We start from the raw sequence: 26,125 nt of genomic DNA on the forward strand, positions 1-26,125 counted from the left end.
GCCGGCTGGTTCGGGCATACTGTTTGCAAGCGTGCTGTTTGCAGGCGTGCTTGTTTGAAGGCGTTGACGCCGAAGCGAACGGCCGAACCAGCGCATCGATACGGAGAGAAACATGGCTACTGAACATACCGCCAAGGCGTTCGACAGCGATCTGCAGGAATTGACCCGGCTGGTCGCCGAGATGGGCGGTCTTGCCGAACGCATGATCGTCGAATCCGTCGATGCGCTGATCCGCCGCGACGTCGCGCTGGGCAAGCGTGTGGTGGCCGCCGACGCCGAAATCGACAATCTCCAGCATGTGATCGAGGAACGCGCGGTCTTGACCATAGCCCGTCGCCAGCCGATGGCGGTGGATTTGCGCGAGATCGTCGGCGCGATGCGGGTCGCGACCGATCTGGAGCGGATCGGCGATCTCGCCAAGAACATGGGCAAGCGGGTCGCCGCACTTGAAAGCGATTTTCAGCCGCTCAAGCTGATCCGCGGCCTCGAGCATATGACCGACCTGGTGCAGTCGCAGGTGAAATCCGTGCTCGATGCCTACGCCGCGCACGATCTGCCGGCGGCGATGACGGTCTGGAAGGGCGACGAGGAGGTCGATGCGATCTGCACCTCACTGTTCCGCGAGCTCCTGACCTACATGATGGAAGACCCGCGCAATATCTCTTTCTGCATCCATCTGATGTTCTGCGCCAAGAACATCGAACGGATCGGCGACCACGCCACCAACATCGCCGAGACCGTATTCTACATGATCGAGGGCCAGCAGATGCTCGACAAGCGCCCGAAAGGCGACATGACGACGTTCGCGACCTCGGTACCTGGAAACTAAGCGAAGCGGATCATCGAATACCAATAAGAGGAAGAAGAGACATGAGCGCGCGCATTCTGGTGGTTGAGGACGAGGAAGCGTTGACCACGCTTTTGCGCTACAACCTTGATGCTGAGGGCTATGACGTCGAAACGGTCGCGCGCGGCGACGACGCCGACACCAGGCTGAAGGAACGCGTTCCCGACCTGATCGTGCTGGACTGGATGCTGCCGGGATTGTCGGGGATCGAGCTGTGCCGCAGGTTGCGGGCGCGGCCGGAGACCCGGCAGCTGCCGATCATCATGCTGACCGCGCGCGGCGAGGAAAGCGAGCGGGTCAGGGGCCTTGCCACCGGCGCCGACGATTACATCGTCAAGCCGTTCTCGGTGCCGGAACTGCTGGCGCGGGTGAAGGGCCTGCTGCGCCGCGCCAGTCCGGAGCGTCTCGCCACCGTGCTGACCTATGGCGACATCGAGCTCGATCGCGAGAAGCGCCGCGTCGCGCGCTCGGGACGTCCGGTCGATCTCGGCCCGACCGAGTACCGGCTGCTGGAATTTTTCCTGGAGCATCCGGGGCGGGTGTTCAGCCGTGAGCAACTGCTCGACAGCGTCTGGGGCCGCGATATCTATATCGACGAGCGCACCGTCGACGTCCACATCGGGCGCCTGCGCAAATTGCTCAACCCGGGCCGCGAGCAGGATCCGATCCGCACCGTCCGCGGCGCCGGCTACGCGCTCGACGACCGGTTCGTGAAGGTGGAGTAGCGGTCGCAGAGCGACGGTTAACGCGCGACGCGTACTGGCCCGCTCCACACGCTGCCGTCATCCTGAGGAGCGCGTTCTTGCGCGCGTCTCGAAGGACGGTGTTCAGCGCAGTGCGTGCGGCCATCCTTCGAGGCTCGCCGAAGACGGCGAGCACCTCAGGATGACGTCGTCTTTGATTTTGAAAAGCTGGAGCACCGGCCGTGTATAGCCACTAACGCCGGTGGTTACGGGTCCCGGCGCCTTACGCGCAATTGCGCGCTAGGCCGGGACGACGCTGATACTGTTGCAGTCGTGAAGTCTTACCGCACCGGCTTGGGCGGCTGACGCCGGCGGTCGCCGGCCGGCTGGTAGGCGATCCGCGAGTGGTGCGCGCAATAGGGCAGGCTATTGAGCGCCCTGCCGCCGCAGAAGAAGAATTCCGAACTGGAGGGATCGCCGATCGGCCAGTGGCAGGTGGCCTCGTTGAGCTCCAGCAGCGACAGCCGCTGGCTCATCGGCACCACATTGTCATAGGCGATCGGATCGGCCTCCATCTCGGTCTCGAAGGCGTGGGCCAGCGCGGTATTGCCGCGTGACACCGGTCGCGCCACCCGCATCATCTGCTGGGCCGCCGGCCGCGCCTTGCGCTGCCGAGGGGCTGCCGAGGAGGGGCTCTTGGCGCGGCCGGAAAGGCCGAGCCGGTGCACCTTGCCGATCACGGCATTGCGCGTCACATTTCCGAGTTCCGCGGCGATCTGGCTGGCGGAAAGTCCGCCTTCCCAGAGTTTCTTCAATTGCTCGACGCGATCGTCCGACCAGGTCAATACCGTCATCGCATTCTTCCCTTCGCGTTGCGCGGGCCAATTCGCAATCGGCGGCGCTGCGGTCTCAAATCTCAAAAATCCCTGGCAGCAAGAATTCCTTAGCTCTCAGAATCCCTTAGCCCTCGCCGGGCACGCAAAGTGCACCCGAACGTGTACGCTCAACACTGGGACTTGAGAGGATCAGAACCGCCGCACGAGATGTCGTACCCGACAGCCGAGAAGCTACAATATGGCGTGACTCCGGCGCAAGAGTCCGCGGCAGCGCGTCCACATGTTCCGCTATTTAATCATTGCAATTTGTGTTTTCCACCACACCGGAATCCTACGGAGATTCGAAATCTTGACTTCCGCGGCTTTGGCGCGGTCCGCCGGGCCTCTGGCCCGGTTGACTCCACTCCCTGGCCGCATAGAATGCCTGCCACGTGCCGCCCCGAAAAGGCGGCACGTTTTGTTTTCCGGGCCAGCTGTTGCTGCATCGCGCCAACCCCGCAACCGCAGCCGGCTCTAACCTTCAGTGATCGCCATGACCACCACGTCGCATTTGCTTCCCGTCTTCGCCAGGGTGGATCTCGGTTTCGAGCGCGGCGAGGGCGCGTGGTTGATCGCAACCAATGGCGAGCGCTATCTCGATTTCACCTCCGGCGTCGCGGTCAATGCGCTCGGCCACGCGCATCCGCATCTGGTCGCCGCGTTGCAGGAGCAGGCGACCAAGCTTTGGCACATGTCCAATCTGTTCAGGAGCCCGGATGGCGACCGGCTCGCCGCGCGGCTGTGCGAGCAGAGCTTCGCTGATTTTGTATTTTTCTGTAATTCCGGCGCCGAGGCGATGGAAGGCGCGATCAAGATCACGCGCAAATACCACGCCGCCAAGGGCCATCCCGAGCGTTATCGCATCATCACTTTCGAGGGTGCATTCCACGGCCGCACCTTGGCGACCTTGGCCGCGACCGGGTCGGAAAAATATCTCGACGGTTTCGGGCCGCCGATGGATGGCTTCGATCAGGTGCCGCATGGCGATCTCGACGCGGTGAAGAAAGCCATCGGGCCGCATACTGCGGGTATCCTGATCGAGCCGATCCAGGGCGAAGGCGGCGTGCGCTCGGCGCCGAATGCCTTCTTCAAGGCGTTGCGCCAATTGTGCGACGAGCACGGCCTGTTGCTGGTGTTCGACGAGGTGCAGACCGGCATGGGCCGCACCGGCGAATTGTTCGCGTATAAGCGTCTCGGCGTGACGCCCGATGTGATGTCGCTGGCAAAGGCGCTGGGCGGCGGCTTTCCGATCGGCGCCGTTCTGGCCACCGCCGACGCTGCGTCCGGCATGGTTCCCGGCTCGCATGGTTCGACCTTCGGCGGCAACCCGCTGGCGGTCGCGGCCGCGAATGCGGTGCTCGACGTCATGCTCAAGCCGGGCTTCTTCGAACACGCGCAAAGGATGTCGCTGCTGCTCAAGCAAAAGCTCGCCTCGGTGGTCGACCGCTATCCCGATGTGCTCGCCGACGTGCGCGGCGAGGGACTATTGATCGGGTTGAAGGCGGTGGTGCCGTCGGGCGATCTGGTCAATGCGCTGCGCGACCAGAAGCTCTTGACGGTCGGCGCCGGCGATAATGTGGTGCGGTTCCTGCCGCCGCTGATCGTGACCGAGGCCGAGATCGAAGAGTCGGTGCAGCGGCTCGATCGCGCCTGCGTGGCGCTGTCAGGCTCAAAGCGGGCGGCAGGGCAATGAGCAAGGCGCTGCGTCACTTTCTCGACCTCAACGAGCTTCCGACCGCGGAACTGCGCAACGTGCTCACGGCCAGCATGGCCATGAAGGCCAAGCTCAAGAGCGATGCCAAGCGGGAAAAGCCGCTCGAGGGCAAGACGCTGGCGATGATCTTCGAGAAGCCGTCGACCCGCACGCGGGTGTCGTTCGATGTCGCGATGCGGCAGCTCGGTGGCGAACCCATCATGCTGACCGGCGCGGAAATGCAGCTTGGCCGCGGCGAGACCATCGCCGACACGGCGCGGGTGCTGTCGCGCTATGTCGACGCCATCATGATCCGCATTCTCAACCATGATGCGCTGCTGGAGCTCGCCGCCCACGCCACCGTGCCCGTGATCAACGGGCTGACGCGGCGCTCGCATCCCTGCCAGGTGATGGCGGACCTGATGACGTTCGAGGAGCATCGCGGACCGATCGAGGGACGCACGGTTGCCTGGACCGGCGACGACAACAACGTGCTGGCGTCGTGGGCGCATGCCGCCGAGCGTTTCAAATTCACCCTCAATGTCGCGACCCCGCCGCAACTGGCGCCGAACAAGGCGATGAAGGACTGGATCAAGGCGACCCATGCCCCGGTGGTGCTCGGCAACGATCCGGAGGCCGCGGTTAGCGGCGCCGATTGCGTGGTCACCGATACCTGGGTCTCGATGGGCGACAAGGACGGCGAGCATCGCCACAATTTGTTGAACCCCTACCAGGTCAACGCCAAGCTGATGTCGCTGGCCAAACCCGATGCGCTGTTCATGCATTGCCTGCCCGCCCATCGCGGCGAAGAGGTCACCGACGAGGTGATCGACGGCCCGCAGTCGGTGGTGTTCGACGAGGCCGAAAATCGCCTGCATGCGCAAAAAGGCATTCTGGCGTGGTGTTTCGAGCAGGTGGCGTAGCGGGGCTGCGCAATAGTAGTTTGCATATCGTCGTCCCGGCGAAGGCTGGTGAAGCTATCTCGGACGTCATCCTGAGGTGCGAGCTCTTGCGAGCCTCGAAGGATGGCCGCACGCACTGCGCTGAACACCATCCTTCGAGACGCGGCCAAGTGGCCGCTCCTCAGGATGATGGTTTCGGTGTGTCCGGGCCTTTCGCCGGGATGACCGTACCCCCTTCCGATCCACAGGTTCCGACCCCAAATAAGGCGCCATGACCTCACAATCCCCTGACATCAAAATATCCACTGAGCCCCCGATCCGTGCGCCGTCGGCGGTTCCGATCGATGATGCGGTGCTGCCGTTCGAGGTGGGCTCGCTCGACCTGCGCGGCCGCCTGACCCGGCTCGGCCCGGCGCTCGACGACGTCCTGACCAAGCACGATTATCCGCCCGCGGTCGGCAAGCTGCTCGGCGAGGCGATGGTGCTGACCGCCTTGCTCGGCTCGTCGCTGAAATTCGACGGCCGTTTCATTCTGCAAACCCAGACCGACGGCCCGGTTTCGTTTATGATCGTGGACTACCGGGGCGCCGATCGCATGCGCGCCTATGCGCGCTACGATGCGAGCCGGCTCGAGGCCGGTCAGGATTCCGGCGCGCTGCTCGGCAAAGGCCATCTGGCGATGACCATCGACCAGGGCGCGGACATGAGCCGCTATCAGGGGCTGGTGGCGCTCGAGGGCGGCAATCTGGAAGATGCCGCGCATGAATATTTCCTGCGCTCCGAGCAGATCCCGACGAAGGTCCGGCTCGCGGTCGGCGAGGAATGGCGCGGCGGCGAAGGCGATGGCCCAAAACATCGCTGGCGCGCCGGCGGCATGCTGCTGCAATTCCTGCCGAAGGCGCCGGAGCGCCTGCGGCAGGCGGATCTGCATCCCGGCGATGCGCCGGAAGGCGCCGTCACGGATGCTGTCGAGGAAGACGACGCCTGGGTCGAAGGCCAGTCGCTGATCTCGACCGTCGAAGACGTCGAGCTGATCGATCCGGATTTGTCCGGCGAGCGTTTATTGTACCGGCTGTTTCACGAACGCGGCGTTCGGGTGTTTCCGCCGCTGCCGCTGCGCGCGGAATGCTCCTGCTCGCGCGAGGCCGTCTCCGGGATGCTCAAAAGCTTCGCTCCGGGTGACCGCGCCGACATGGTGAAGGACGGCAAGGTAGTCGTGACCTGCGAGTTTTGCTCATCGGTGTATGAGTTCACGCCGGACGAGGCGGGTGTGGAGTAGCGGCGCGGCGTATCAAAGCTCGTCATGGCCGGACGAACTGCGGCGGACGAGTGCTTGCAGCAACGGTACCGTCATCCTGAGGTGCGAGCCCTTGCGAGCCTCGAAGGATGTTGTTCCGCGCAGTGCGTGCGGCCATCCTTCGAGACGGCGCTTCGCGCCTCCTCAGGATGACGTGAGCGCTAGCGGATCTGCCCGACGGGCAACTCACCTTCGCGCGCCAAAACCTGTCCAGCCCCTTCGCGAAAAATATTTCGCTTTGTTTTTGACCCAACTCAGTTGCGTATTGTGTGCGTCCCACCCGACGAGAGGGGCGTTGCGCACGTCACGAAACGCGCGGGTGGGATGCGATGGACGCAAGAGTATCGCCAGACGAGCGATAGTCGAGCGGACGGCAAAGTCGTGTGGTCCTGACGCCCCAATGGCTGGTGTCAAGTTCGCGAGGAGCTCACGCTTCTTGCGAATGACGGTGACAAACAAGCTCTGGTCTCGCCGGGGAGAGCACGGAATAAGCCGTAAACCATTGCGCAGGGAAGGCCGGAGTGTTTCCGCTGAACCTGTATGCTCATGTGCGTTTTTTTTATCTACCTTTGCACATGAGACCGCGGGTGCAGCGCGCACCCGGTCTTCCCTGCGCCCTCTTTGTTTTGGGGGCGAGCGAATTTGCAAAACTCGGGCGCATGCCGTCGCGAGAATGCGGCGGTGTGTTAGCGGCGTTGTTGTTGAATGTTGAAATCCGAACAATCAATCCACGTCGTCCCGGCCTCCGAGCCGGGACCCATAGGGCGAGGACTCGCGTTCGGGTGATGCGGCCGATGCCTTCTGTAACAACCAGCGCCCGGGGTTATGGGTCCCGGCGTTCGCCGGGACGACGCTGATGTGTGATGCCGCGTCGCGCTCTACTCGAACTAGTTCAACACCCTCTTGCTATCCGGGCTGTCGAGCGAGAAGGTCGGGACGTCGATTTCGAAGCGCTCGCCGGCCTCGGTCACCATCTGGTAGCGGCCGGTCATGAATCCCGACGTGGTCGGCAGCGGCACGCCGGAGGTGTATTCGAAGCGTTCGCCCGGCGCCAGCACCGGCTGCTCGCCGATCACGCCTTCGCCGCGCACTTCCTGCTTGCGGCCGGTGGCGTCGGTGATGATCCAGTGCCGGGTGCGCAATTGCACGGTCTCGGGCCCGGAATTGGTGATGACGATGGTGTAGGACCAGAAATACTGGGATTTTTCGACCGACGAACGTTCCGGCAGGAAATTCGGTTCGACGGTGACTTCGATCTGGCGGGTAACGGCACGGTACATGAGAGCGAACTTCTTTGAGAAATCGTCCGTCACCATATCGAAAAGTTCCGGAGGAACCAAACGCCTGAAGGCGCACTTGCCATCGCGGTTTGAACATAGTTCCGGCCTAGATCGCGGGCGACCGGATATCAATGAACCTCAATACCTTAAATGCCCGTAACTTGCTTGCCAATCGGGGCCCGCTACACTCCGCCATCCGCTGGTTTCGTGCCGTGCAAGCGCAATAGCCACCCTGTCCTGACGGGTTCCAGATGATTTCCGTTGCCGATGGAATAACCGGACCGCCGCTTGCGGGCGCCCCCGAGGCGGTGCTGCGAGATGTCGCACCGGCCGCGGCTGGTGCTGTGCCGGTGATGTCGGTCGCCGTCGTCAACGAGCGTGAATTGCGGCTCGATCTGTTTCGCGGGCTGGCGCTATGGCTGATCTTCATCGATCATTTGCCGCCCAATGTGCTGACCTGGCTGACGCTGCGCAATTACGGTTTCAGCGACGCCACCGAGATCTTCATTTTCATCTCAGGCTATACGGCGGCTTTCGTCTATGGCCGCGCGATGCGCGAGGCTGGTTTCGTGATCGCGACCGCGCGCATCCTGAGGCGGGTCTGGCAGATCTATGTCGCGCATGTGTTCTTGTTCACGATCTTTCTCGCGGAGATTTCCTACGTCGCCACCAGTTTCGACAACCCGCTTTATTCGGAAGAAATGGGAATCCTGGATTTCCTCAAGCAGCCGGACATCACCATCGTCCAGGCGCTGCTGTTGCGATTCCGTCCCGTCAACATGGACGTGCTGCCGCTGTACATCGTGCTGATGATGTTTCTGCCTTTCATCCTGTGGCTGATGAAGTGGAGAACCGACGTCACGCTGGGGTTGTCGGTGCTGCTCTATGCCGTGACCTGGCAGTACGATCTTTATCTCAGCGCGTATCCGAACGGCGTCTGGGCTTTCAATCCGTTCGCCTGGCAATTGCTGTTCGTGTTCGGCGCCTGGTGCGCGCAGGGCGGCGCCAAGCGAATGTCGCGGCTATTGGCGTCGCCGATCACGTTGTGGATTTCACTGGCCTATCTGATCGCGGCGTTCTGCGTCACGCTGACATGGTATCTGCCGCAGCTCTCCTTCCTGATGCCGCGCTGGCTCGAGCAATGGATGTATCCGATCGACAAGACCGATCTGGACGTGTTGCGGTTCGCCCATTTCCTGGCGCTGGCGGCCGTCACCGTGCGCTTCCTGCCCAAGGACTGGCGCGGGCTGAAATCGCCCTGGCTGCGGCCGCTGATCCTGTGCGGGCAGCATTCGCTGGAGATCTTCTGCCTCGGCGTATTCCTGGCGTTCGCCGGGCACTTCATCCTGGCCGAAACCCCTGGGGGGGCCGGGCTGCACGCCGTCGTAACCCTAACCGGCATTGTCATTATGTCGGGCGCGGCGTGGCTGTTTTCATGGTACAAGCACTCCGCCGATAAAAGCGCCTCGCGGACGAAAGGCACGATCGGCAACGCGGATATGGCAGGGGGAAGCTTATGAGAGCCGGCTTGAGGGCTGTCTCGGTAGCTATCTTGTTAGCCTTCCTGGGGCTGAATGTGCTGGCGGGCCTTTTGACCGCGGTCCCCGCGCGCGCGCAAGAAACTTCCAAAGAAACGTCTAAAGATGCGTCTCCGGACGCGTCTCAAGCGGCGCCGCAAAATGCGCCTCAAGATACCCCTGCGACGACACCGCAGAGCTGCGACGTTCCAGACTATCTCTTGAGCAGTGAAAGTTCGCTGACCAAGGTCGCCGACGCGGTAAAAAGCGGCCATCCGCTGGATATCCTGGTGGTGGGCAGCCGGTCCTCGACCATCCCGTCGTTGGAATCCGCCGCCTATCCGGCGCGGTTGCAGGCCATGCTGAAGGAGAAGCTGCCCTCGGTTACGGTTAACGTATCCGTAGAACTACAGTCCAAGAAGACCTCCGAGGAGGTCGCCGCCGGCTTCGCCAAGCTGATGGAAGACAAAAAGCCTACTTTGGTCATCTGGCAGACCGGCACGGTCGATGCTATGCGATCGATTGATCCCGATGATTTTCGTACCGCAGTCGACGATGGCGTTGCCGCGATGCAAAAGGCCGGAACCGACGTGATCTTAATGAATCTGCAATATAGCCCACGCACGGAATCGATGATTTCCGCGCCGCCTTATCTGGATAATCTGCGGGTGGTGGCGCAGCAATACGATGTTCCGCTGTTCGACCGGTTCGGCATCATGCATCAATGGAATGATTCTGGAGACTTCGACTTTTTCAGCGCCTCGCACGGCCTCGAGCTGGTCAAGCGCGTTCACGATTGCCTCGGCCGCGCGCTGTCGAAATTTGTGATCGACGCGGCGCATCTCGCTCCGGCCCAGCAGAACTAGGATTACGCGTTAATGAGTCACGACATCTCTTCTTTTCTTGCCAAGAATCCCGCCAAGAATCCTGCGAAGAAAATTTGTACCCAAATATTTCTCGCCGGAATGTTTCCCGCACGATCATTGCTGATGATGGCTGCCGTCGCGGCGCCGTTGCTGCTGACGCCGGCGCTGATGCTGCCGGCGCGCGCCCAGGCCACCCAGCAGGCTGCGATAACCGACGGCGCCAAATCTAATTCCGACTCTCCTAAGTCTGATGCTACCAAGTCCGATGCTGCAAACTCGGATGCGGCCAAGCCTGCTGATGCCAAGCCTGCTGATGTCAAGCCTGCCGTTTCCCAGCCGACCGGCGCGAGCGATCCGGCGCAGCGAAAGAGCCTCACCACCACGGCGATCGACAAGGTGAAGCAGGTCGCGAAATCCGCCAGCGACATTTTCGGCCGCGTTCCGTGCCTGCCTCCGAAGGGCGGCGCGACATCGATGGGGTCGCTGCCGCATGTCGCGGCGAAGCTGGCATCGGGACAACCGGTGACCATCATCGCCTTCGGATCGTCTTCGACGCAGGGTTACGGTTCGACGTCTCCGGAGTTCACCTATCCCAACCGGCTGGCGGCGCAGTTGCGCCGGAAATATGCCGGCGCCGACATCACCGTGCTCAATCACGGTGTCGGCGGCGAGGACGCGCCGGAAATGATGAAGCGGCTGCAGACGTCGGTGATCGACGCCAAGCCCGATCTGGTGATCTGGCAGGTCGGCACCAATGCGGTGTTGCGCAACCTCGACCCCGCGGATACCGCCAAGATGGTGGAGGATGGCGTCGCGCGCATCCAGGCCGCCGGCGCCGATCTCGTGCTGGTCGATCCGCAATATTCGCCGAGGGTGACCGAGCATGCGGAAAGCGCCAGCAGGATGGTGCGACTGCTCAGCAAGGTCGCCCAGCTTCGCCATGTCGGTATTTTTCCGCGCTTCGAGGTGATGCGGGAATGGCACGATCGACAGGCGCTGCCGATCGACAGCTTCGTGATCGCCGACGGCCTGCATATGAACGATTGGGGCTACGCCTGCTTCGCGCAATTGCTCGGCGATGACATCATCAAATCGGTCGGCCAGATCAAGCTCGGCATCAATGTGCCGTCCGCGGTGCAGACCTATCGGCCGATGTGACCGGTAACTGATGCCGCGCCGGTGTGTCTGCCGCCGCGTGAGCCACCGTAATGCCTCAATACCAACACGCATCTGCCCCCGCGATATAGCTGAAATGAAATCTCGAGCAGCCGGGTGGTCTCGGCTGAAAGCATCGAAAATTTCAAAATGTTTCAGCGGCCGCCGCGTTGAGTTGCCACCCACGATACTCGCGGGTGCTTCGCGCATGCTTGGTCGGCGCGACGATGCTGCTGACGAGCGGATGTGCGTCGCTGGCCCCGCGCAACGTGTTGCCGCAAGCCAATGCCGGCCAGATCGAGCTCGAGGGATTTCACAACATCCGCTTCTGGGGCGACGCGTCGGCGCGCGAAATCCAGGCGATCATGATGGCGGACACGCCCAAAGCCGAAACGCGCAAAACCGAAGCGCGGCCGTCATCGCGGATCGAGCGGCATCCGCCGGCCTCGAACCTGCTCGCGATATCCGGTGGCGCCGAGAATGGCGCGTTCGGCGCCGGCCTGTTGGTCGGCTGGAGCGATGCGGGCACCCGGCCGATCTTCGACCTGGTGACGGGCGTCAGCTCCGGCGCGCTGATCGCGCCGTTCGTCTTCCTCGGGCGCGAGCATGACGGTCAGTTGCGCGAGATCTTCACCAAATACAGCCGAAAGGACATCTTCACCTACAACGTTCACGGCCTGATCGAAGGATCGGCGCTGGCCGACGACACGCCGCTGACAAAACTGATCGAGAAATATGTCGATCAGGCCCTGCTGCAGGAAGTCGCCCGGGAGCGGATCAAGGGACGAATCCTGCTGATCGGCACCACCAGTCTCGATACCCAGCGGCCGGTGTTGTGGGACATGGGCCGCATCGCGATGAGCAACAATCGCGAGGCGCTGGGCCTGTTTCGCAAGATACTGCTGGCGTCGGCGACGCTTCCCGGCGTGTTCCCACCGGTCCGGATTCAGGTGCGGGTTGGCGGCCAGAGTTATGACGAACTGCATGTCGATGGCGGCGTGACCCGGCAGGTGTTCATCGCGCCGTCGATATTCCAGGTGGTCTCGCACGGTCCAAAAGGCAAGCCGGTGGCGTCGCCGCATTTGTATGTGATCCGAAACGGAAAGATCGACCCGGAATGGCAATCGGTCAGCGAGAACGTGGTGTCGATCACGCAGCGTTCGATTTCCACGCTGATCAAGAACCAGGCGATCGGGGACCTCTACCGGATTTATTCGGTGACCAAGGATGAGGGCATCGAGTTCAATCTGGCGAGCATTCCGGCCGATTTCAGCCAGACCAGCGATGAACCGTTCGATCAGAAATACATGACCGCGCTGTTCAATCGCGGCTACGATCTCGGCCACGACAACTACGCCTGGGTCAAGGCGCCACCGGGGCTGGAATTGGCGACGCAGGCGCGCAATTGAGCGGTCGCAGCCCTGTCTAGTCACCAAACTGTCACGTAACGCGGCGAGAGATCGCGCTGGGACATAACCGGTGGACACATGGACTATTTCAGACGCTTCACATTCCTGTTCGCAATGCCGACCTTCGACGCCGACGACCTCGAAGGCGTCCGCTGCAATCAAATCGTCGCTGAAATCGAGCGTTCCGGCTTCGAGGTCGTCAAGGCCCGCAAGCTGGAGGATGCCGAGATCGCGGTTCAGACCGACGCCGCGATCGGGTGCATGGTGGTCGATTGGGGCAAGAAGGGCCTCGAAGGCAAGACCGCGGCGCTGATCAATTTGATGCGCCGCCGCGGCCTCGACTTCCCGATCATGCTGCTGATCCGCCGCAAGCGGTTCGAGGACCTGCCGGTGGAGGTGCTCGACTTCATCGACGGTTATATCTTCCTGTCGGAGGAAACGCCGTCCTTCATCGCCAAGAACCTGGTCAGCCGCCTCAAGCAATATGCCGAGACGCTGAAAACCCCGTTCTTCGGGGCGCTGGTCGACTATGCCGAGGAGGGCAATCAGCTCTGGACCTGCCCGGGCCACAATGGCGGGGTGTTCTACAGCCGCAGCCCGATCGGCCGGGTCTTCATGGAGCATCTGGGCGAGGCCGTGTTCCGCGACGACCTCGACAACTCGGTGCTCGATCTCGGCGACCTCCTGACCCACGAAGGTCCGGCGTTGCAGGCGCAGAAAGAGGCCGCGCAGATCTTTGGCGCGGAAAAGACCTATTTCGTGCTCAACGGCACCTCGACGTCCAACAAGGTGGCGCTCTCGGCGCTGGTCACCGAAGGCGATCTGGTGCTGTTCGATCGCAACAATCACAAGGCCGCGCTGCATGGCGCGCTGATGATCAATGGCGGCGTTCCGGTCTATGTCCCGACCTCGCGCAACGCCTGGGGCCTGATTGGCCCGATGCGCTGGGAGGCTCTCGACGAGGAGGCGCTGCGCCAAAGCATCCGCCATCATCCTTTGGTTAGCGATCCCGAGGCGTGGCAGAAGCCGCGTCCGTTCCGCGTCGCGGTGGTCGAGCAATGCACCTATGACGGCACCATTCACTCCGCGGAAATGATCCTCAAACGCATCGGCCATCTCTGCGACTACATCCTGTTCGACGAGGCCTGGGCCGGCTTCATGAAATTCCATCCGCTCTATGCGGGACGTTTCGCCATGGGCCTAGCCGGCCTGGGTGCCGATGCGCCGGGGATCATCGCGACCCAGTCGACCCATAAGCAATTGGCGAGCTTCTCGCAGGCCTCGCAAATCCATATCAAGGACCGCCATATCCGCGGCCAGAAGCGTCGGGTCGAGCACCGGCGCTTCAACGAGAGTTTCATGCAGCACGCCTCGACCTCGCCGTTCTATCCGCTGTTCGCCTCGCTCGACGTCGGCGCGCAGATGATGAAGGGGCGCTCGGGTGAAGTCTTGTGGGACGACACGATCCGATTGGGCATCGAGTTGCGTAAGAAAATTCGCGCGGTGCGTCGCGAATTCGAGGAAAAGGAGACGCGGGTCGAGCGCCGCTGGTTCTTCGAGCCGTTTGTGCCCGACCGCGTGGAAATTCCCGACGCCTCCCGCGAGGGCGGTGTCCACAATGTCGCCTGGGAGAACGTCAGCACCGACCAGCTCGCGATCAATCCCTCTTATTGGCAGCTCGCGCCGGGCGCTGCCTGGCATGGCTTTGCGGGCATGGCGGACGGCTTTGCGATGACCGACCCCAACAAGCTCACGCTGCTGACGCCGGGCTTCGACCGCGCCGGCGGCGGCTATGCCGAACACGGCATTCCGGCGCCGGTCGTGGCGCAATATCTGCGCGAGAACCGCATCGTTCCGGAAAAAAATGACCTCAACTCGCTGCTGTTCCTGCTGACGCCCGGCGTCGAGGCCAGCAAGGCCGGCACGCTGATCAGCGGGCTCGTCGCCTTCAAGAAACTGCACGACGACAACGCGCTGCTGGAAGAGGCTATACCCGAATTCTATCGGCGCAGGCCGCTGCGCTATGCCGGGGTGCGGCTGCGCGACCTCTGCGGCGAGATGCATCGTTTCTTTCGCGAGGCCGATGTCAGCGCGCTGCAGGCCAAGCAATTCTCGCCGGAGCACCTGCCGGAGATGGCGATGTCGCCGCATGCCGCGGCCCGCGCGCTGGTGCGCAACGACGTCGATTATCTCCCGATCGACGCCATCGCCGGCCGCGTCGCCACCACGCCGTTCGTGGTCTATCCGCCGGGCATCGCCACCATCGTGCCCGGCGAACGGCTGACCGAACGCGCGCAACCGATGATCGACTATCTGAGGATGTTCGAGGCGGGCTTCAATGCCTTCCCGGGCTTTGAGGTGGAAATCCAGGGCATTTACCGCGGCCTGGATACCGACGGCCGCATCCGGCTTTACACGTACGTGGTCGCGGAATAAGCGAACGCGTCAACAGAGCCAGGGTAGCCGATGGAATACCAGCAGCCGGTCGTGGTCCGGCCGTCACGCGACACCGACGTCGAGGCCATGCTGGCGATCTATCGCCATCATATCCGCCAGGGTGTCGAAGAGGGCGTCAGCGACAGCGAGACGCCACAGCCCGACGACCTGCGCGACCGCCGCAAGAATCTGCGCAACCGGCGTTTCCCGCACCTCGTCGCGACGCTGGGCGGCGAGGTCGTGGGCTACGCCTATGTCGTGCTGTTCCGCAAGCGGCCGGCCTATCGCTACACCGTCAAACACTCGATCTATATCCACCACGCGCATGTCGGCCGCGGCATCGGGCCGTTATTGATGCAGGAACTGATCGACGTCTGCGCCGCGGCGGGTTTCCGGCAGATCATCGGCTATATCGATGCCGACAATGCCGCCTCGCTTCATCTGCACGAGAAGTTCGGCTTTGCCAAAGTGGGCCTGCTGCCCGCCGTGGCTTACCGGCATGGCCGCTGGGCCGACACCGTGATGGTGCAGCGCTCGCTCGCCGGCGGTTCCACCACCCCTCCATGATGGCCGCCGCGCGAACTTGACCTCACGCCTTGTCCAGCGCCTGATGCAGATCCTCGATCAGATCGTCGCGGTGCTCAAGTCCGACCGAGAGCCGGATAAAGCCTTCGCTGATGCCGAGTTCGGCACGGGCCTCCGGTGCCAGCCGCTGATGCGTGGTGGTCGCCGGATGGGTCACGAGGCTCTTGGCGTCGCCGAGATTGTTTGAGATCCGCGCGATCTTCAGCGCATTGAGCGCCCGGAACGCGCCTGCCTTGCCGCCCTTGACCTCGAAGCCGACCAAGGTCGAGCCGCCGCGCATCTGCTTCTTCACCAAAGCCGCCTGCGGATGATCGGCGCGACCGGGATAGACCAGCCGCGAGATTTTCGGATGCTGCGCCAATGCGTCGGCGATCACGGCCGCGCTTTCGGTTTGCGCACGTACCCGGACGCCCAGCGTCTCCAGCCCCTTCAGCAGCACCCAGGCATTGAACGGCGATATCGAGGGGCCGGTCTGGCGCATGAAGTTGTGCAGGTGCTCGGCGACGAAGGCTTCGGTGCCGAGGATCATGCCTCCAAGGCAGCGGCCCTGACCGTCGATATGTTTGGTGGCGGAATACACCACGACGTCGGCGCCGAGCGTCAGCGGGCTCTGCCAGATCGGGGTGGCAAATACGTTGTCGACGATCAGCCGCGCACCGCCTTGATGCGCGATCTCGGCGATGGCGCCGATATCGAGCACGTCGAGCGTGGGGTTGGTCGGGCTTTCAAGAAAGAAGGTCTTGGTGTTCGGCCGCACCGCCTTGCGCCATTGGTCGAGATCAAGGCCATCGACCAGCGTGGAGGCGATGCCGTAGCGCGGCAACAGGTCCTCGATCACATAGCGGCACGATCCGAACATCGCCTTGGCGGCCACCACGTGGTCGCCGGCCTTCAGCGGCGCCAGCACGGCGGTGGTCACCGCGGCCATGCCGGTCGCGGTCGAGCGGCCTGCCTCGGCGCCTTCGAGCTCGATCATGCGGCGCTCGAACATCCCGATCGTCGGATTGGAATAGCGCGAATAGATGTAGCCGGGGTCCTCGCCCTTGAACCGGGCCTCGCACTGTTCCGCAGTGTCGTAGACATAGCCCTGGGTTAGAAACAGCGCCTCGGACGTTTCACCGAATTCGGACCGCAGGGTGCCGGAATGGACCAGACGGGTTTCGGGACGGTAGTGGGCGGTGGGCGATACGGGTTTGGTACTCTCAGACATGTGACCTCCATCGTGACCATTCCTTGAAAATGGTCACAAAAAAACCGGCCTGGGAAAAAATTCCAAAAGGCCGGGATCACACGTGTCCCCGGCCTGTTTAGCGACTTATTTAACGTGGCTGCAAGCCGGCCGGCTCAAATCACCACGGGATAAGTCATGCTCTTATTCCGTCGTGCCCTTTCCGTCAAGGCGGGCATCGGATAACCGGTAAAAGTCTATATTTCCAGTAGCCAGCGTTCGGCGTGGTGGGTTCAGAAATTGTCGTTCACGCTTCAACCCGGTGCCCATGGCATCCTGCCTGACCGCATGATCGCGGCGATGGCGGATGCTGGCCTTATTCGGCCCGCCTATCCGTTCATCGAAAGCCAGATCCAGCCGGCGAGCCTCGATTTGCGGCTTGGCGATATCGCCTATCGGGTGCGCGCGAGTTTTCTGCCGGGGCCGGGTGCGACGGTGGCCGAGCGCATCGATGAATTGAAGCTGCACGAAATCGATCTCAGCGACGGCGCTGTGCTGGAGACCAATTGCGTCTACATCGTGCCGCTGTTGGAGAGCCTGGCGCTGCCGCCGGAAATCGTCGCCGCCGCCAATCCGAAAAGCTCGACCGGGCGGCTCGACGTCTTCACCCGCGTGATCGCCGACGGCACGCGGCGGTTCGACATGATCGGTGCGGGCTATCACGGCCCGCTCTATGCCGAGATCAGTCCGAAAACATTTCCGGTGCTGCTGCGTGAGGGATCGCGGCTCTCGCAGGTGCGCTTTCGCGTCGGCGACGCCATCCTGAGCGCCGATGAACTCGAGGCGCTGCATGACCTGGAGCGGCTGGTCGATATCGATGACGCCGATCTCGCCAATGGCGTGGCCTTGAGCGTCGATCTCGCCGGTGAAAACGCCAATGGCTTCGTCGGCTATCGCGCCAAGCGGCATACCGGCGTCGTCGATGTCGACCGTCGCGGCGGTTATGCGGCCGGTGAATTCTGGGAGCCGATCGCAGCAAGGCCCGACGGCAGCCTGATTCTCGATCCCGGCGAATTCTACATTCTAGCCTCCAAGGAAGCCGTCCAGGTGCCGCCGGATTACGCCGCCGAGATGGTGCCGTTCGATCCGCTGGTCGGTGAATTCCGGGTGCACTATGCCGGTTTCTTCGATCCCGGCTTCGGCTATGCCGGCGCCGGCGGGCAGGGGTCACGCGCGGTGCTGGAGGTTCGCTCGCGCGAAGTCCCGTTCATCCTCGAACACGGTCAGATCGTCGGCCGGCTGGTCTATGAGAAGATGCTGGCGCGCCCCGATGCCATGTACGGCCAGCGCATCGGCTCGAACTATCAGGCCCAGGGCCTGAAGCTGAGCAAGCATTTCAAGGTCTAGCCGCGCTCACGCTCGCTGATGAAGTACTCGAATGGCAGCTCTGCGATTTTGCCCTGACGTCGTGAAATATCGGCGTTAGACTTTCGGTCCATGCTAGCCTGCGCTCATAAGAAAAAAAGCAGGGAGGTAGTGATGACCAAGCCGCGGAAGCTGTCGACCATGATCGATCGGCGCCAGTTCGTTTATGCCGGCGTCGCCGGCCTGGCGCTAGGCGCCCGGATTCCGAAAGCCTTTGCGGCGACCTACGACCTCCTGATCAAGGGCGGCCGTGTCATCGATCCCTCCGCAGGGCTCGATGCGGTGCGCGATGTTGCGATCTCGGGCGGCAAGATCGTCGCGGTTGCGGAAAATATCCCGGGCGATGCCACCGAGACGATCGACGCGCAGGGCAAGGTTATCACGCCGGGTCTGATCGACATTCACACCCATGCCGGCCTCGGCAAGGATGGTCCGCCGATGTGCCTACAGGATGGCGTGACCGCCTGGGTCGACGCCGGGTCGGGCGGCGCCGACAACATCGATCAGGTTGCGGCGGTGGCGCGCGGCGCCCCGCAAACCGGCCGTATCCTGGTCAACATCGCGCGTACCGGCGTCATCGCGCCCGGCGGCGAACTGCATGACATCAACATGGCCAATGTCGCGCTGGCGCAAGGCGCCATCGCCCGCCATCGTGATGTCGTGGTTGGCGTCAAGGCGCGGCTGTCGAACAATGTCGCGGGCGCCAACGATCTCGAGGCGCTACGGCGCGCCCAGGAAGCGGCCGCGCCCTTCAACCTGCCGGTGATGATCCATGTCGGGCAGAACTATTCGCCGATGCGATCGCTGCTGGCATTGCTCAAGCGGGGCGACATCGTCACCCATATGTACGCGCCGGGCGCCAACGGCATCCTCGACGAGGGCGGCCGCCTGATCCCGGATGTCACCGCGGCGCGGCGCCGCGGCGTGCTGTTCGATTTCGGCAATGGTGTCGCCGATCATTTCGATTGGGACTCGGTGGAAAAGGCGACACGTCAAGGTTTCTGGCCCGATACCTTCTCGACCGACTGGAACACAAAGTCGAAGACCACGGGCGTCGTCGACCTGCCTAACGTGATGTCGAAGTTCATCACGTTCGGGATGCCCCTGAGCCAGATCGTCGCCTGCGCCACGGTGAACGCCGCGCGCGTATTTCCTTCGTTCGACGATCGCGGCACACTCAATGTGGGTGCGCCGGCCGACGTGGCGATCATGGAGTTGCGGGAAGGCACGTTCGACTTCCTCGACAACTACAAGGCTACGCGCACCGGCCATCAACGGCTGTTTCCGGTCGGCACTGTGCTTGCGGGCAAGAGCGTGCCCCGTGCCTAGCGCGATGACCGATCTGGCGTGCGCGAATTGACAGCCTGTCGAAATCCAACGAGAGTTTCGGCTCGTTCAAAAAAAGAAAAGAGTCCGGGATGAAGAACGCCTTGAAGATCACGTCGCTATTGTCGTGTGTCGCAGCCGTCCTGCTGGCCGCACCTGCCCTGGCGCAAGACCCCGGCGGTCTCAAGAACAGCGGCATCCTGGATCAACTGCTAAAACAGACCGGCGTCCACGACAGATCCAAATCCGGCAAGACGCCGGACTTCGTAGCCGATCCGACCTGGCCGCGGCCGTTGCCGCATAGTTGGCTGCTGGGACAGATTGGCGGGCTCTACGTCGATAGCCACGACCATGTCTGGGTCTACAACCGGCCGCGCACGCTGAACGACGACGAGGTCGGGCTCGAGAAAGCCGTTGCCGGGTCGACCGATGCCAAGGGGCAGCCGGCCAACGCGCTGGGCTTTGCGCGGGTCAACGGGTTTGGCGCCGATTGCTGCCGCGCCGCGCCCTCGGTGCTGGAATTCGACGCCGACGGCAGACTGTTGCGTTCGTGGGGCGGTCCCGCCGATCCGGAATTCTTCAAGACCAAATGCAAGGCGGAAGACGGCTGCATCTGGCCGAACAGCGAGCACGGCATCTATGTCGACCAGAAGGATAATGTCTGGATCGCCGGCAATGCCGCCGCGCCAAAACCAGGCGCCAAGGAAATTGCCTGGACCACCAACAAGAGCGGCGGCGACGGCTTCGTATTGAAGTTCGATATCGACGGCAATTTCAAGATGCGGATCGGCGGCACACCGCCCGGACCGGATAGCAACAACAAGGATGGCGGCAGAAACGGCACGCCGCTGCTGTACCAGCCGGCGGATATGGTGATCGATCCCAGGACCAACCGTCTCTACGTCGCCGACGGCTATGGCAATCGCCGCGTGCTGATCGTCGATGCCGATACCGGCAAATATATCGGCCATTTCGGCGCCTACGGAAATAACCCGGTCGACGATGCCGCTGCTGCTGCCGCCGGCACCTGGCCGGAGGCATCCGCCAAGGGCGAGAAGAAGCCAGCCTTCTTCCGCAATCCGGTGCACTGCGTGAAGATCGCTGATGACGGCAAGATCTATGTCTGCGATCGCGGCAATGATCGCATCCAGGTGTTCGACGGCAAGGATCCCGCGCTAGGCCAGACCTGCAGCAATCCGAACGGCGAGGCCGGCAAATGCGGCTTCGTGACCGAACGCTGGGTTAGCGGCAATACCTATACCCAGCCGGTGATGCCGGGCACTGCGGTGTCGATGAACTTCTCCAGGGACAAGGCGCAGTCCTGCCTCTATGTCGGCGATAACACCAACCAGACGATCTACATCCTCAACCGCGGCAATCTGGAGCAATTGGGCCGCGTCGGGCGGGCCGGGCGGATGGCCGGCGATTTCCACTGGTTGCACCAAGTCAGCCTGGACAGCAAAGGCAACATCTACACCGCCGAAGTGGACACCGGCAAACGCGTCCAGAAGTTCATCCGCTACGGCGACAATGGTTGCAGCGGCAGCGGATCGGCCGTCGTCGGTGGCGAACCGGCGGAGATGAAATAATGGCCGGAGGCGTGAACTAGAGCGGGATGAGATTGGATTGAGCCGGGGCTATCCGCGCGCTTCGCTTCACCTCTCCCCGGCGGGGAGAGGTCGATTTGCGAAGCAAATCGGGTGAGGGCTCTCATATCAAACGAGAGGCGCTAACCCCTCACCCGGCGCTACGCGCCGACCTCTCCCAACGGGAGAGGTGAAGGGAAATCGCGGCCGATTCGATCAATAATCGATCGTGCTCTCGACTTACCGGCGGGGCGGAGCGTCGTTGCGCCCTCGCCATGAGGTTTACCGCGTCGCCGACTTCGACGACGGCGTCACGCGCCACACCGCGTTGCCGACATCGTCGGCGACCAATAGCGCGCCTTGCTTGTCGATCCTGACACCGACCGGGCGTCCCTGCGCCTCGCCATTGGCATTGAGGAATCCGGTCAGCACGTCGCGCGGCGGACCGGCGGGCTTGCCATTGGCGAACGGCACGAAGATCACCTTGTAGCCGGCACGCGGCTTGCGATTCCACGAGCCGTGCTGGCCGATAAAAGCGCCGCCGGCCATTTCGAACGGAAACAGATTGCCAGTGTTGAAGGTCAGCCCGAGCGAGGCGGTATGCGCGCCCAGCGCGTAGTCAGGGACGATCGCCTTCGCCACCAGATCCGGCCGCTGCGGTTCGACGCGGGTGTCGACATGCTGGCCATAATAGCTGTAGGGCCAGCCGTAGAATCCGCCGTCCTTCACCGAGGTCATGTAATCGGGCACAAGATCGTCACCGAGTTCGTCGCGCTCGTTCACCGTCACCCACAATGCGCCGCTCTGCGGTTGCCATGACGGGCCGTTCGGATTGCGAATGCCAGACGCGAACACCCGCCATTTGCCGGTCGCGCGATCGACTTCGAGCAACCCGGCGCGATTGGTTTCGGCGTCGATGCCGTTCTCGCCGACATTGCTGTTGGAGCCGACGGTGGCATAGAGCTTGGTGCCATCCGGACTGGCGACAAGGTCCTTGGTCCAGTGATGATTGATGCGGCCGGCCGGCAGGTCGGCGAGCTTCTCGCCGGGCCCGGAAATCCTGGTGTCGCCGGCGTGATAGGGAAATTTCATGATGGCGTCGGAGTCCGCGACATAGAAGTCGTTGCCGACCAGCGCCATCCCGAATGGCGAATTCAACCCTTCGATGAAGACGCTCCTGGTCTCGGCGATGCCGTCACCATCGGCGTCCCGCAACAAGATGATGCGGTTCGCACTTGGCGTGCCGGCGCCGGCGCGGCCCATCACCAGCCGCGTCACCCAGGCCTTGATGCCGCTGCCGTCGTCCGGCTTCGGCGGGGCGTTGGATTCGGCCACCAGCACGTCGCCGTTGGGCAGCACATACAGCGTGCGCGGATGGTCGAGCCCGCTGGCGAAGGCGTTGACGGCCATGCCGTTGGCGGCGACAGGCTTGCCGCCGGCCGGCCAGCCGACAGCGGTGGCGACATTGACGGTCGGTATCCACGCATGTTGCGGTGCGGGGAGGCTCGGCGACGGCCCAAAACTCTGCTCGGCGGTAACGGTGTCTTGCGGGTCGTTGCAGGCGGCGAGCGGTAGCGCGAGAGCACCCATCCACATCGCCAGTAGAATCTTGTTTCGCATGATGGCTCCTTGCATACCGCCCCCTATAATGCCGAAAACCGCGGAACGTTCACGGCCTTTGTCATGAAGTTCCCGTGAAACGACCGCCACGGGCGGGGCGGTCAACGAAGAAACGATTCAGGAGTGAAAATGAGCGTGCAGCACCAGGCGCAACCATCATCGCAATCACAGGAAGCGCAATGGCGGAAATGGCGCAGCGTCGCCGATCTCTACCACGCCTATTTCACCGGCCTGATCCTCACCGTGGTGACCCGGCGCGGGACTGCGGATGCCGCTGAATTCGTGTTCCGGGTATTCCGCCGCCAACAGCAGGAGCGCTTCCTGCCGGGCCTGGAGAAACTCGGACTCAGCGGTCTGCCGCCGGCGGTGGCCGCGGCGCAATATCATTATCTCTCCAACTGGATCGGCGGCGTCCATGTCGAATACATGTACGAGTCCGACACCAAGGCCTGGATCCGCTATCCGCCGCCGCGCTGGATCTGGCGGGGTACCGCGATCTGCGGCATCCCCGGCGAGGTGTCGCGCGCGATGCTGCGCGGCTGGCACGCCAATAACGGCGTCACGCTCGGTCATCCGAACATGGGCTTTGTCTGCACCAAGCAAAGCGTCGACGGCCAGGACGGCCTTGAGGGCTATTATTGCGAATACGACCACCCGCTGGAGCCCGATCAGCGGCTGGTGTTCGCGCGTCACCTCGAAGCCCCCTTGTTCGATGCGGCCAAAGCGCCGGCATTGCCGGTCGCGAGTTGGCCGAGGCCGCGGCTGGAAAAGGCCTATCGCAACTACGCCATGGAATATGTCCGCACCGCCGCGCCCGCGATGGTGCAATTGTTCGGCCCCGAAGATGCCGGCTATCTGCTGCATTTGACCGGCAAACTGATCGGCATGCAGTATTTCGACGAGATATCGGCGGGTCTGTCGACAGACCGCGGCGATGCGAAAGACTTCGCGACGTTCCTGGGCGCGCTGTTCGAGGCGCAGGACGATGTTGCCGACATCAGCGAAACCGACGGCGGATTTGAAATCCGGCAGCAGACCTGGAAGCTGATGGCGGATGTCGCCGATGATCATCCGGCCTGCGCCAGGGTGCTCGAAGGCCTGTTCGAGGGCCTCGCTGCGGGCTGCGGTCGCCACATCGCCGTGCATCGGCGCCCGGCGGCCCGGGCACCGTTCGTCTGGTCGATCGGGTAATCGGAACCGTCATCCCCGGGATGAACGCAATTGCGTTCACCCGTGAGGTGCTCGCCGTCTTCGGCGAGCCTCGAAGGATGCTGTTCAGCGTCGTGCTTGCGGCCATCCTTCGAGGCTCGCAAGAGCTCGCACCTCAGGATGACGGTGGAGTTGTTGCGCGGGTGGACAACGGCCGTTAACTCATCGGGGACGACGTCCGAGATAGCTTCACGACCTCAGAGGCGAGGCGAGGGAGAAGAGGGTAGCGCAGGCGGCCCATGCGCTGGGTGCAGGTGGCCGTTGGCTGTGCCGTGCTAGGAACGTGGCAGCGCGGCGGCCAGATCGTGCTGATGTGGGAGAGGAAATGTCGGATATCGCTGTCGCCGAACTTGTTCCGGGCGTTTCCCCCGATGGCGGCGAACAATCCCTTCCTGCCCAATCGCTCCCGGCCATGGCGGCACCTGCCGGGAATGCGCTGGTCGATGGCCCGATCCTGCGCACGCTGCTGCGGCTGGCGTGGCCGAATGTGATCGCGCTCAGCGCCGGCACCTGCGTGGTGATCGCCGAGACCTCCTATATCGGCCGCCTGGGTGTGGAATCGCTGGCGGCGATGGCGCTGCTGTTTCCCTGCGTCATCCTGACCATGACGATGTCCGGCGGCGCGATGGGCGGCGGCGTGGCGTCGTCGATTGCACGCGCGCTCGGCGCCGGCGAACTCGAGCGCGCCTCGACGCTGGCTTCGCATGCGCTGCTGATCGGCCTCGGCTTCGGGCTGACCTTCATGTTCGGCATGCTGATCTTCGGGCCCCAATTGCTGGGATTGCTCGGCGGCCGCGGCACGGTGCTGGCCAACGCGATCGGCTATGCGCAGATCTTCTTCGGTGGCGCGGTGTTGCCCTGGCTGTTGAACACGATGGCGGGAGTCCTGCGCGGCACCGGCAACATGAAATTGCCGTCGCTGCTGATTCTGAATTCCGCGGTCTGTCAGATCATTCTCGGCGGCACGCTCGGTCTCGGCCTCGGTCCGATCCCGCGCTTCGGGATGCGCGGCGTCGCGGCCGGTTCGCTGACGGCCTATGCGATCAGCCTGTCGATCATGGCGTGGTTTCTGTTTTCGGGAAGGGCGCGCGTCATTCCCAAAGTCAGGGGACTTCGAATCCAGTGGGCGATGTTCGTCGACATCCTCAAGGTCGGCCTGATCTCGTGTTTCTCGCCGCTGCAATCGGTGCTGACGATCAGCATCTTCACCCACATGTTGGCGGGCTTCGGCACCGCTGTGCTGGCCGGTTACGGCATCGGCGCCCGGCTCGAATTCATGCTGACCTCGATCGCCTTCGCGGTCGGCATTGCCTCGGTGCCGATGATCGGCATGACGGTCGGCGCCGGCCGCATCGCCCGGGCGCGACGGATCGCCTGGATCGCGGGCACCATCTCTTTCGTCTCGGTCGGCGCGATCGCCAGCATCATCGCGATCTTCCCTGATCTTTGGGTCAATCTCTTCACCGACGATGCGGCCGTGCGCGCGGCCAGCCATCAATATCTGTCGACCGCGGCGCCGATGTACGCGTTCATCGGGCTGGCGACCTCGATGTATTTTGCCTCGCAGGGCGCGGCCAAGGTGATCGGGCCGGTGCTGGCGCAAACCGCGCGGCTGCTGTTCATCGCCAGCGGCGGCTGGTGGCTCTCGACCCATGATGCGACCGCCGCGAACTTCTTCACACTGGCGGCGGCTTCGATGGTGGTGCTCGGCGTGCTGTCGTCGCTCAGCGTCGTGCTGACGCGATGGGAGCCACGGGCCGGTCCAGTGATCGAGACCAGCCCGGAGTTGTCCTGATCATCAGCGCCGCCGGTGACGCCGGTGGCCGCCGCCGCCGAAGTTGGCCATCCGCATCAGTTGCGGAATCATGCCCATCAACTCGCCGCCGCCACCGCCGCCGAGCATCCCCATGATGTCGCCACCACCGCCGATGCCGAGCCCTTGCGGAATGTAGCCTTCGCCGCCGCCGGGGATGCCGCCGCCGCCTTCCATCATCTGGCCCATCATCGGGCCCATGGTCTGCATCATCATGCCGAAGCGGCGCTTGCCCATTTTCGCCTTCATCATTTCGAGCATCGGCGCCATCTGCGTCATCAAATCGCCGCCGCCACCTCCGCCGCCGAAGCCCTGAAACTGGGCCTTTGCCGGCAGCGACGTCAGCGTCAACAGCAACAGCAGCGTGGCCGCCTGACACACGACCTTGTCAGCTCCCGTCATGGCTTTGCTCCTCCTCGGCCGGTGCCGCGAC

At 63.1% G+C, this 26,125-nt stretch carries 21 protein-coding genes and 1 riboswitch; of the genes, 16 read left to right on the plus strand and 5 right to left on the minus strand.

All coding sequences use genetic code 11. The features are described 5' to 3' along the window. Nucleotides 1-112 precede the first annotated feature (112 nt). Nucleotides 113-829: a phosphate signaling complex protein PhoU gene (gene phoU / locus GSQ88_RS02780; RefSeq protein ID WP_159005846.1), complete on the plus strand. Its 717-nt coding sequence runs from the start codon at nt 113-115 to the stop codon at nt 827-829. A 41-nt stretch (nt 830-870) separates the two neighbouring features. Then, complete coding sequence (phoB, locus tag GSQ88_RS02785; RefSeq protein WP_159005847.1) at nt 871-1,572, plus strand: phosphate regulon transcriptional regulator PhoB; 702 nt, start codon at nt 871-873, stop codon at nt 1,570-1,572. A gap of 299 nt (nt 1,573-1,871) precedes the next feature. Here phoB and GSQ88_RS02790 read toward each other — a convergent pair whose 3' ends face one another. Beyond that, on the minus strand, nt 1,872-2,384 hold the full coding sequence (locus GSQ88_RS02790) for a GcrA family cell cycle regulator (RefSeq protein ID WP_159005848.1): 513 nt from the start codon (nt 2,382-2,384) through the stop codon (nt 1,872-1,874). Between the two features lie 514 nt (nt 2,385-2,898). On the opposite strand from GSQ88_RS02790, the gene GSQ88_RS02795 reads away from it, so the two are divergent. From GSQ88_RS02795 to GSQ88_RS02805, 3 genes are all read left to right on the plus strand, one after another. Next, on the plus strand, nt 2,899-4,098 hold the full coding sequence (locus GSQ88_RS02795) for an aspartate aminotransferase family protein (RefSeq protein ID WP_174247902.1): 1,200 nt from the start codon (nt 2,899-2,901) through the stop codon (nt 4,096-4,098). Next, nucleotides 4,095-5,021 carry an ornithine carbamoyltransferase gene (argF, locus tag GSQ88_RS02800; protein ID WP_159005850.1) on the plus strand — a complete coding sequence of 309 codons (927 nt, stop codon included), beginning with the start codon at nt 4,095-4,097 and terminating at the stop codon, nt 5,019-5,021. Before GSQ88_RS02795 ends, argF begins: the two co-directional genes overlap by 4 nt. 250 nt (nt 5,022-5,271) lie before the next feature. After that, nucleotides 5,272-6,279 carry an Hsp33 family molecular chaperone gene (locus GSQ88_RS02805; protein ID WP_159005851.1) on the plus strand — a complete coding sequence of 336 codons (1,008 nt, stop codon included), beginning with the start codon at nt 5,272-5,274 and terminating at the stop codon, nt 6,277-6,279. Nucleotides 6,280-7,184: 905 nt separating this feature from the next. Here the strand turns inward: GSQ88_RS02805 and apaG are convergent. Next, entirely contained in the window at nt 7,185-7,577 is a 393-nt protein-coding gene (gene apaG / locus GSQ88_RS02810; RefSeq protein WP_159005852.1) for a Co2+/Mg2+ efflux facilitator ApaG/CorD, read from the minus strand. 353 nt (nt 7,578-7,930) lie between these two features. On the opposite strand from apaG, the gene GSQ88_RS02815 reads away from it, so the two are divergent. From GSQ88_RS02815 to GSQ88_RS02840, 6 genes are all read left to right on the plus strand, one after another. Next, nucleotides 7,931-9,097 (plus strand): OpgC domain-containing protein, encoded by a 1,167-nt coding sequence (locus GSQ88_RS02815; RefSeq protein WP_502706684.1) that lies wholly within the window; start codon nt 7,931-7,933, stop codon nt 9,095-9,097. 8 nt (nt 9,098-9,105) lie between these two features. After that, nucleotides 9,106-9,960, plus strand: coding sequence for an SGNH/GDSL hydrolase family protein (locus GSQ88_RS02820; protein WP_246735037.1), 855 nt, complete (start codon nt 9,106-9,108; stop codon nt 9,958-9,960). 126 nt (nt 9,961-10,086) lie between these two features. Then, a complete protein-coding gene (locus GSQ88_RS02825) occupies nt 10,087-11,118 on the plus strand; it encodes an SGNH/GDSL hydrolase family protein (RefSeq protein WP_502706685.1) in 1,032 nt (343 codons plus the stop codon). Between the two features lie 224 nt (nt 11,119-11,342). After that, entirely contained in the window at nt 11,343-12,524 is a 1,182-nt protein-coding gene (locus GSQ88_RS02830; RefSeq protein ID WP_159005939.1) for a patatin-like phospholipase family protein, read from the plus strand. 78 nt (nt 12,525-12,602) lie between these two features. Further along, nucleotides 12,603-14,960, plus strand: a complete 2,358-nt coding sequence (locus GSQ88_RS02835) for an Orn/Lys/Arg family decarboxylase (protein WP_159005854.1) — start codon at nt 12,603-12,605, stop codon at nt 14,958-14,960. A gap of 30 nt (nt 14,961-14,990) precedes the next feature. Continuing rightward, complete coding sequence (locus GSQ88_RS02840; protein WP_159005855.1) at nt 14,991-15,527, plus strand: GNAT family N-acetyltransferase; 537 nt, start codon at nt 14,991-14,993, stop codon at nt 15,525-15,527. Between the two features lie 22 nt (nt 15,528-15,549). Here GSQ88_RS02840 and GSQ88_RS02845 read toward each other — a convergent pair whose 3' ends face one another. Further along, nucleotides 15,550-16,755 (minus strand): O-succinylhomoserine sulfhydrylase, encoded by a 1,206-nt coding sequence (locus GSQ88_RS02845; protein WP_159005856.1) that lies wholly within the window; start codon nt 16,753-16,755, stop codon nt 15,550-15,552. Between the two features lie 76 nt (nt 16,756-16,831). Further along, nucleotides 16,832-16,911, minus strand: a riboswitch (SAM riboswitch). Between the two features lie 102 nt (nt 16,912-17,013). Here GSQ88_RS02845 and GSQ88_RS02850 point away from each other — a divergent pair. The 3 genes from GSQ88_RS02850 (at nt 17,014) to GSQ88_RS02860 (ending at nt 21,053) form a co-directional block, all read left to right on the plus strand. Then, on the plus strand, nt 17,014-18,120 hold the full coding sequence (locus GSQ88_RS02850) for a 2'-deoxycytidine 5'-triphosphate deaminase (protein WP_159005857.1): 1,107 nt from the start codon (nt 17,014-17,016) through the stop codon (nt 18,118-18,120). 132 nt (nt 18,121-18,252) lie between these two features. Next, entirely contained in the window at nt 18,253-19,467 is a 1,215-nt protein-coding gene (locus tag GSQ88_RS02855; RefSeq protein ID WP_159005858.1) for an amidohydrolase/deacetylase family metallohydrolase, read from the plus strand. A gap of 89 nt (nt 19,468-19,556) precedes the next feature. Further along, complete coding sequence (locus GSQ88_RS02860; protein ID WP_159005859.1) at nt 19,557-21,053, plus strand: NHL repeat-containing protein; 1,497 nt, start codon at nt 19,557-19,559, stop codon at nt 21,051-21,053. 279 nt (nt 21,054-21,332) lie between these two features. Here GSQ88_RS02860 and GSQ88_RS02865 read toward each other — a convergent pair whose 3' ends face one another. Beyond that, nucleotides 21,333-22,670, minus strand: coding sequence for a PQQ-dependent sugar dehydrogenase (locus GSQ88_RS02865; protein ID WP_159005860.1), 1,338 nt, complete (start codon nt 22,668-22,670; stop codon nt 21,333-21,335). A gap of 129 nt (nt 22,671-22,799) precedes the next feature. On the opposite strand from GSQ88_RS02865, the gene GSQ88_RS02870 reads away from it, so the two are divergent. Together GSQ88_RS02870 and GSQ88_RS02875 are read left to right on the plus strand one after the other, a co-directional pair. Then, a complete protein-coding gene (locus GSQ88_RS02870; protein ID WP_159005861.1) occupies nt 22,800-23,861 on the plus strand; it encodes a hypothetical protein in 1,062 nt (353 codons plus the stop codon). Nucleotides 23,862-24,204: 343 nt separating this feature from the next. After that, nucleotides 24,205-25,674 carry an MATE family efflux transporter gene (locus GSQ88_RS02875; protein WP_174247904.1) on the plus strand — a complete coding sequence of 490 codons (1,470 nt, stop codon included), beginning with the start codon at nt 24,205-24,207 and terminating at the stop codon, nt 25,672-25,674. A 3-nt stretch (nt 25,675-25,677) separates the two neighbouring features. On the opposite strand, the gene GSQ88_RS02880 is transcribed toward GSQ88_RS02875, so the two are convergent. Next, entirely contained in the window at nt 25,678-26,094 is a 417-nt protein-coding gene (locus tag GSQ88_RS02880; RefSeq protein WP_159005862.1) for a hypothetical protein, read from the minus strand. Between the last annotated feature and the right edge of the window lie 31 nt (nt 26,095-26,125).

It is taken from the genome of Bradyrhizobium sp. S69 (genome assembly GCF_009766005.1).
Classification (GTDB): Bacteria; Pseudomonadota; Alphaproteobacteria; order Rhizobiales; family Xanthobacteraceae; genus Bradyrhizobium.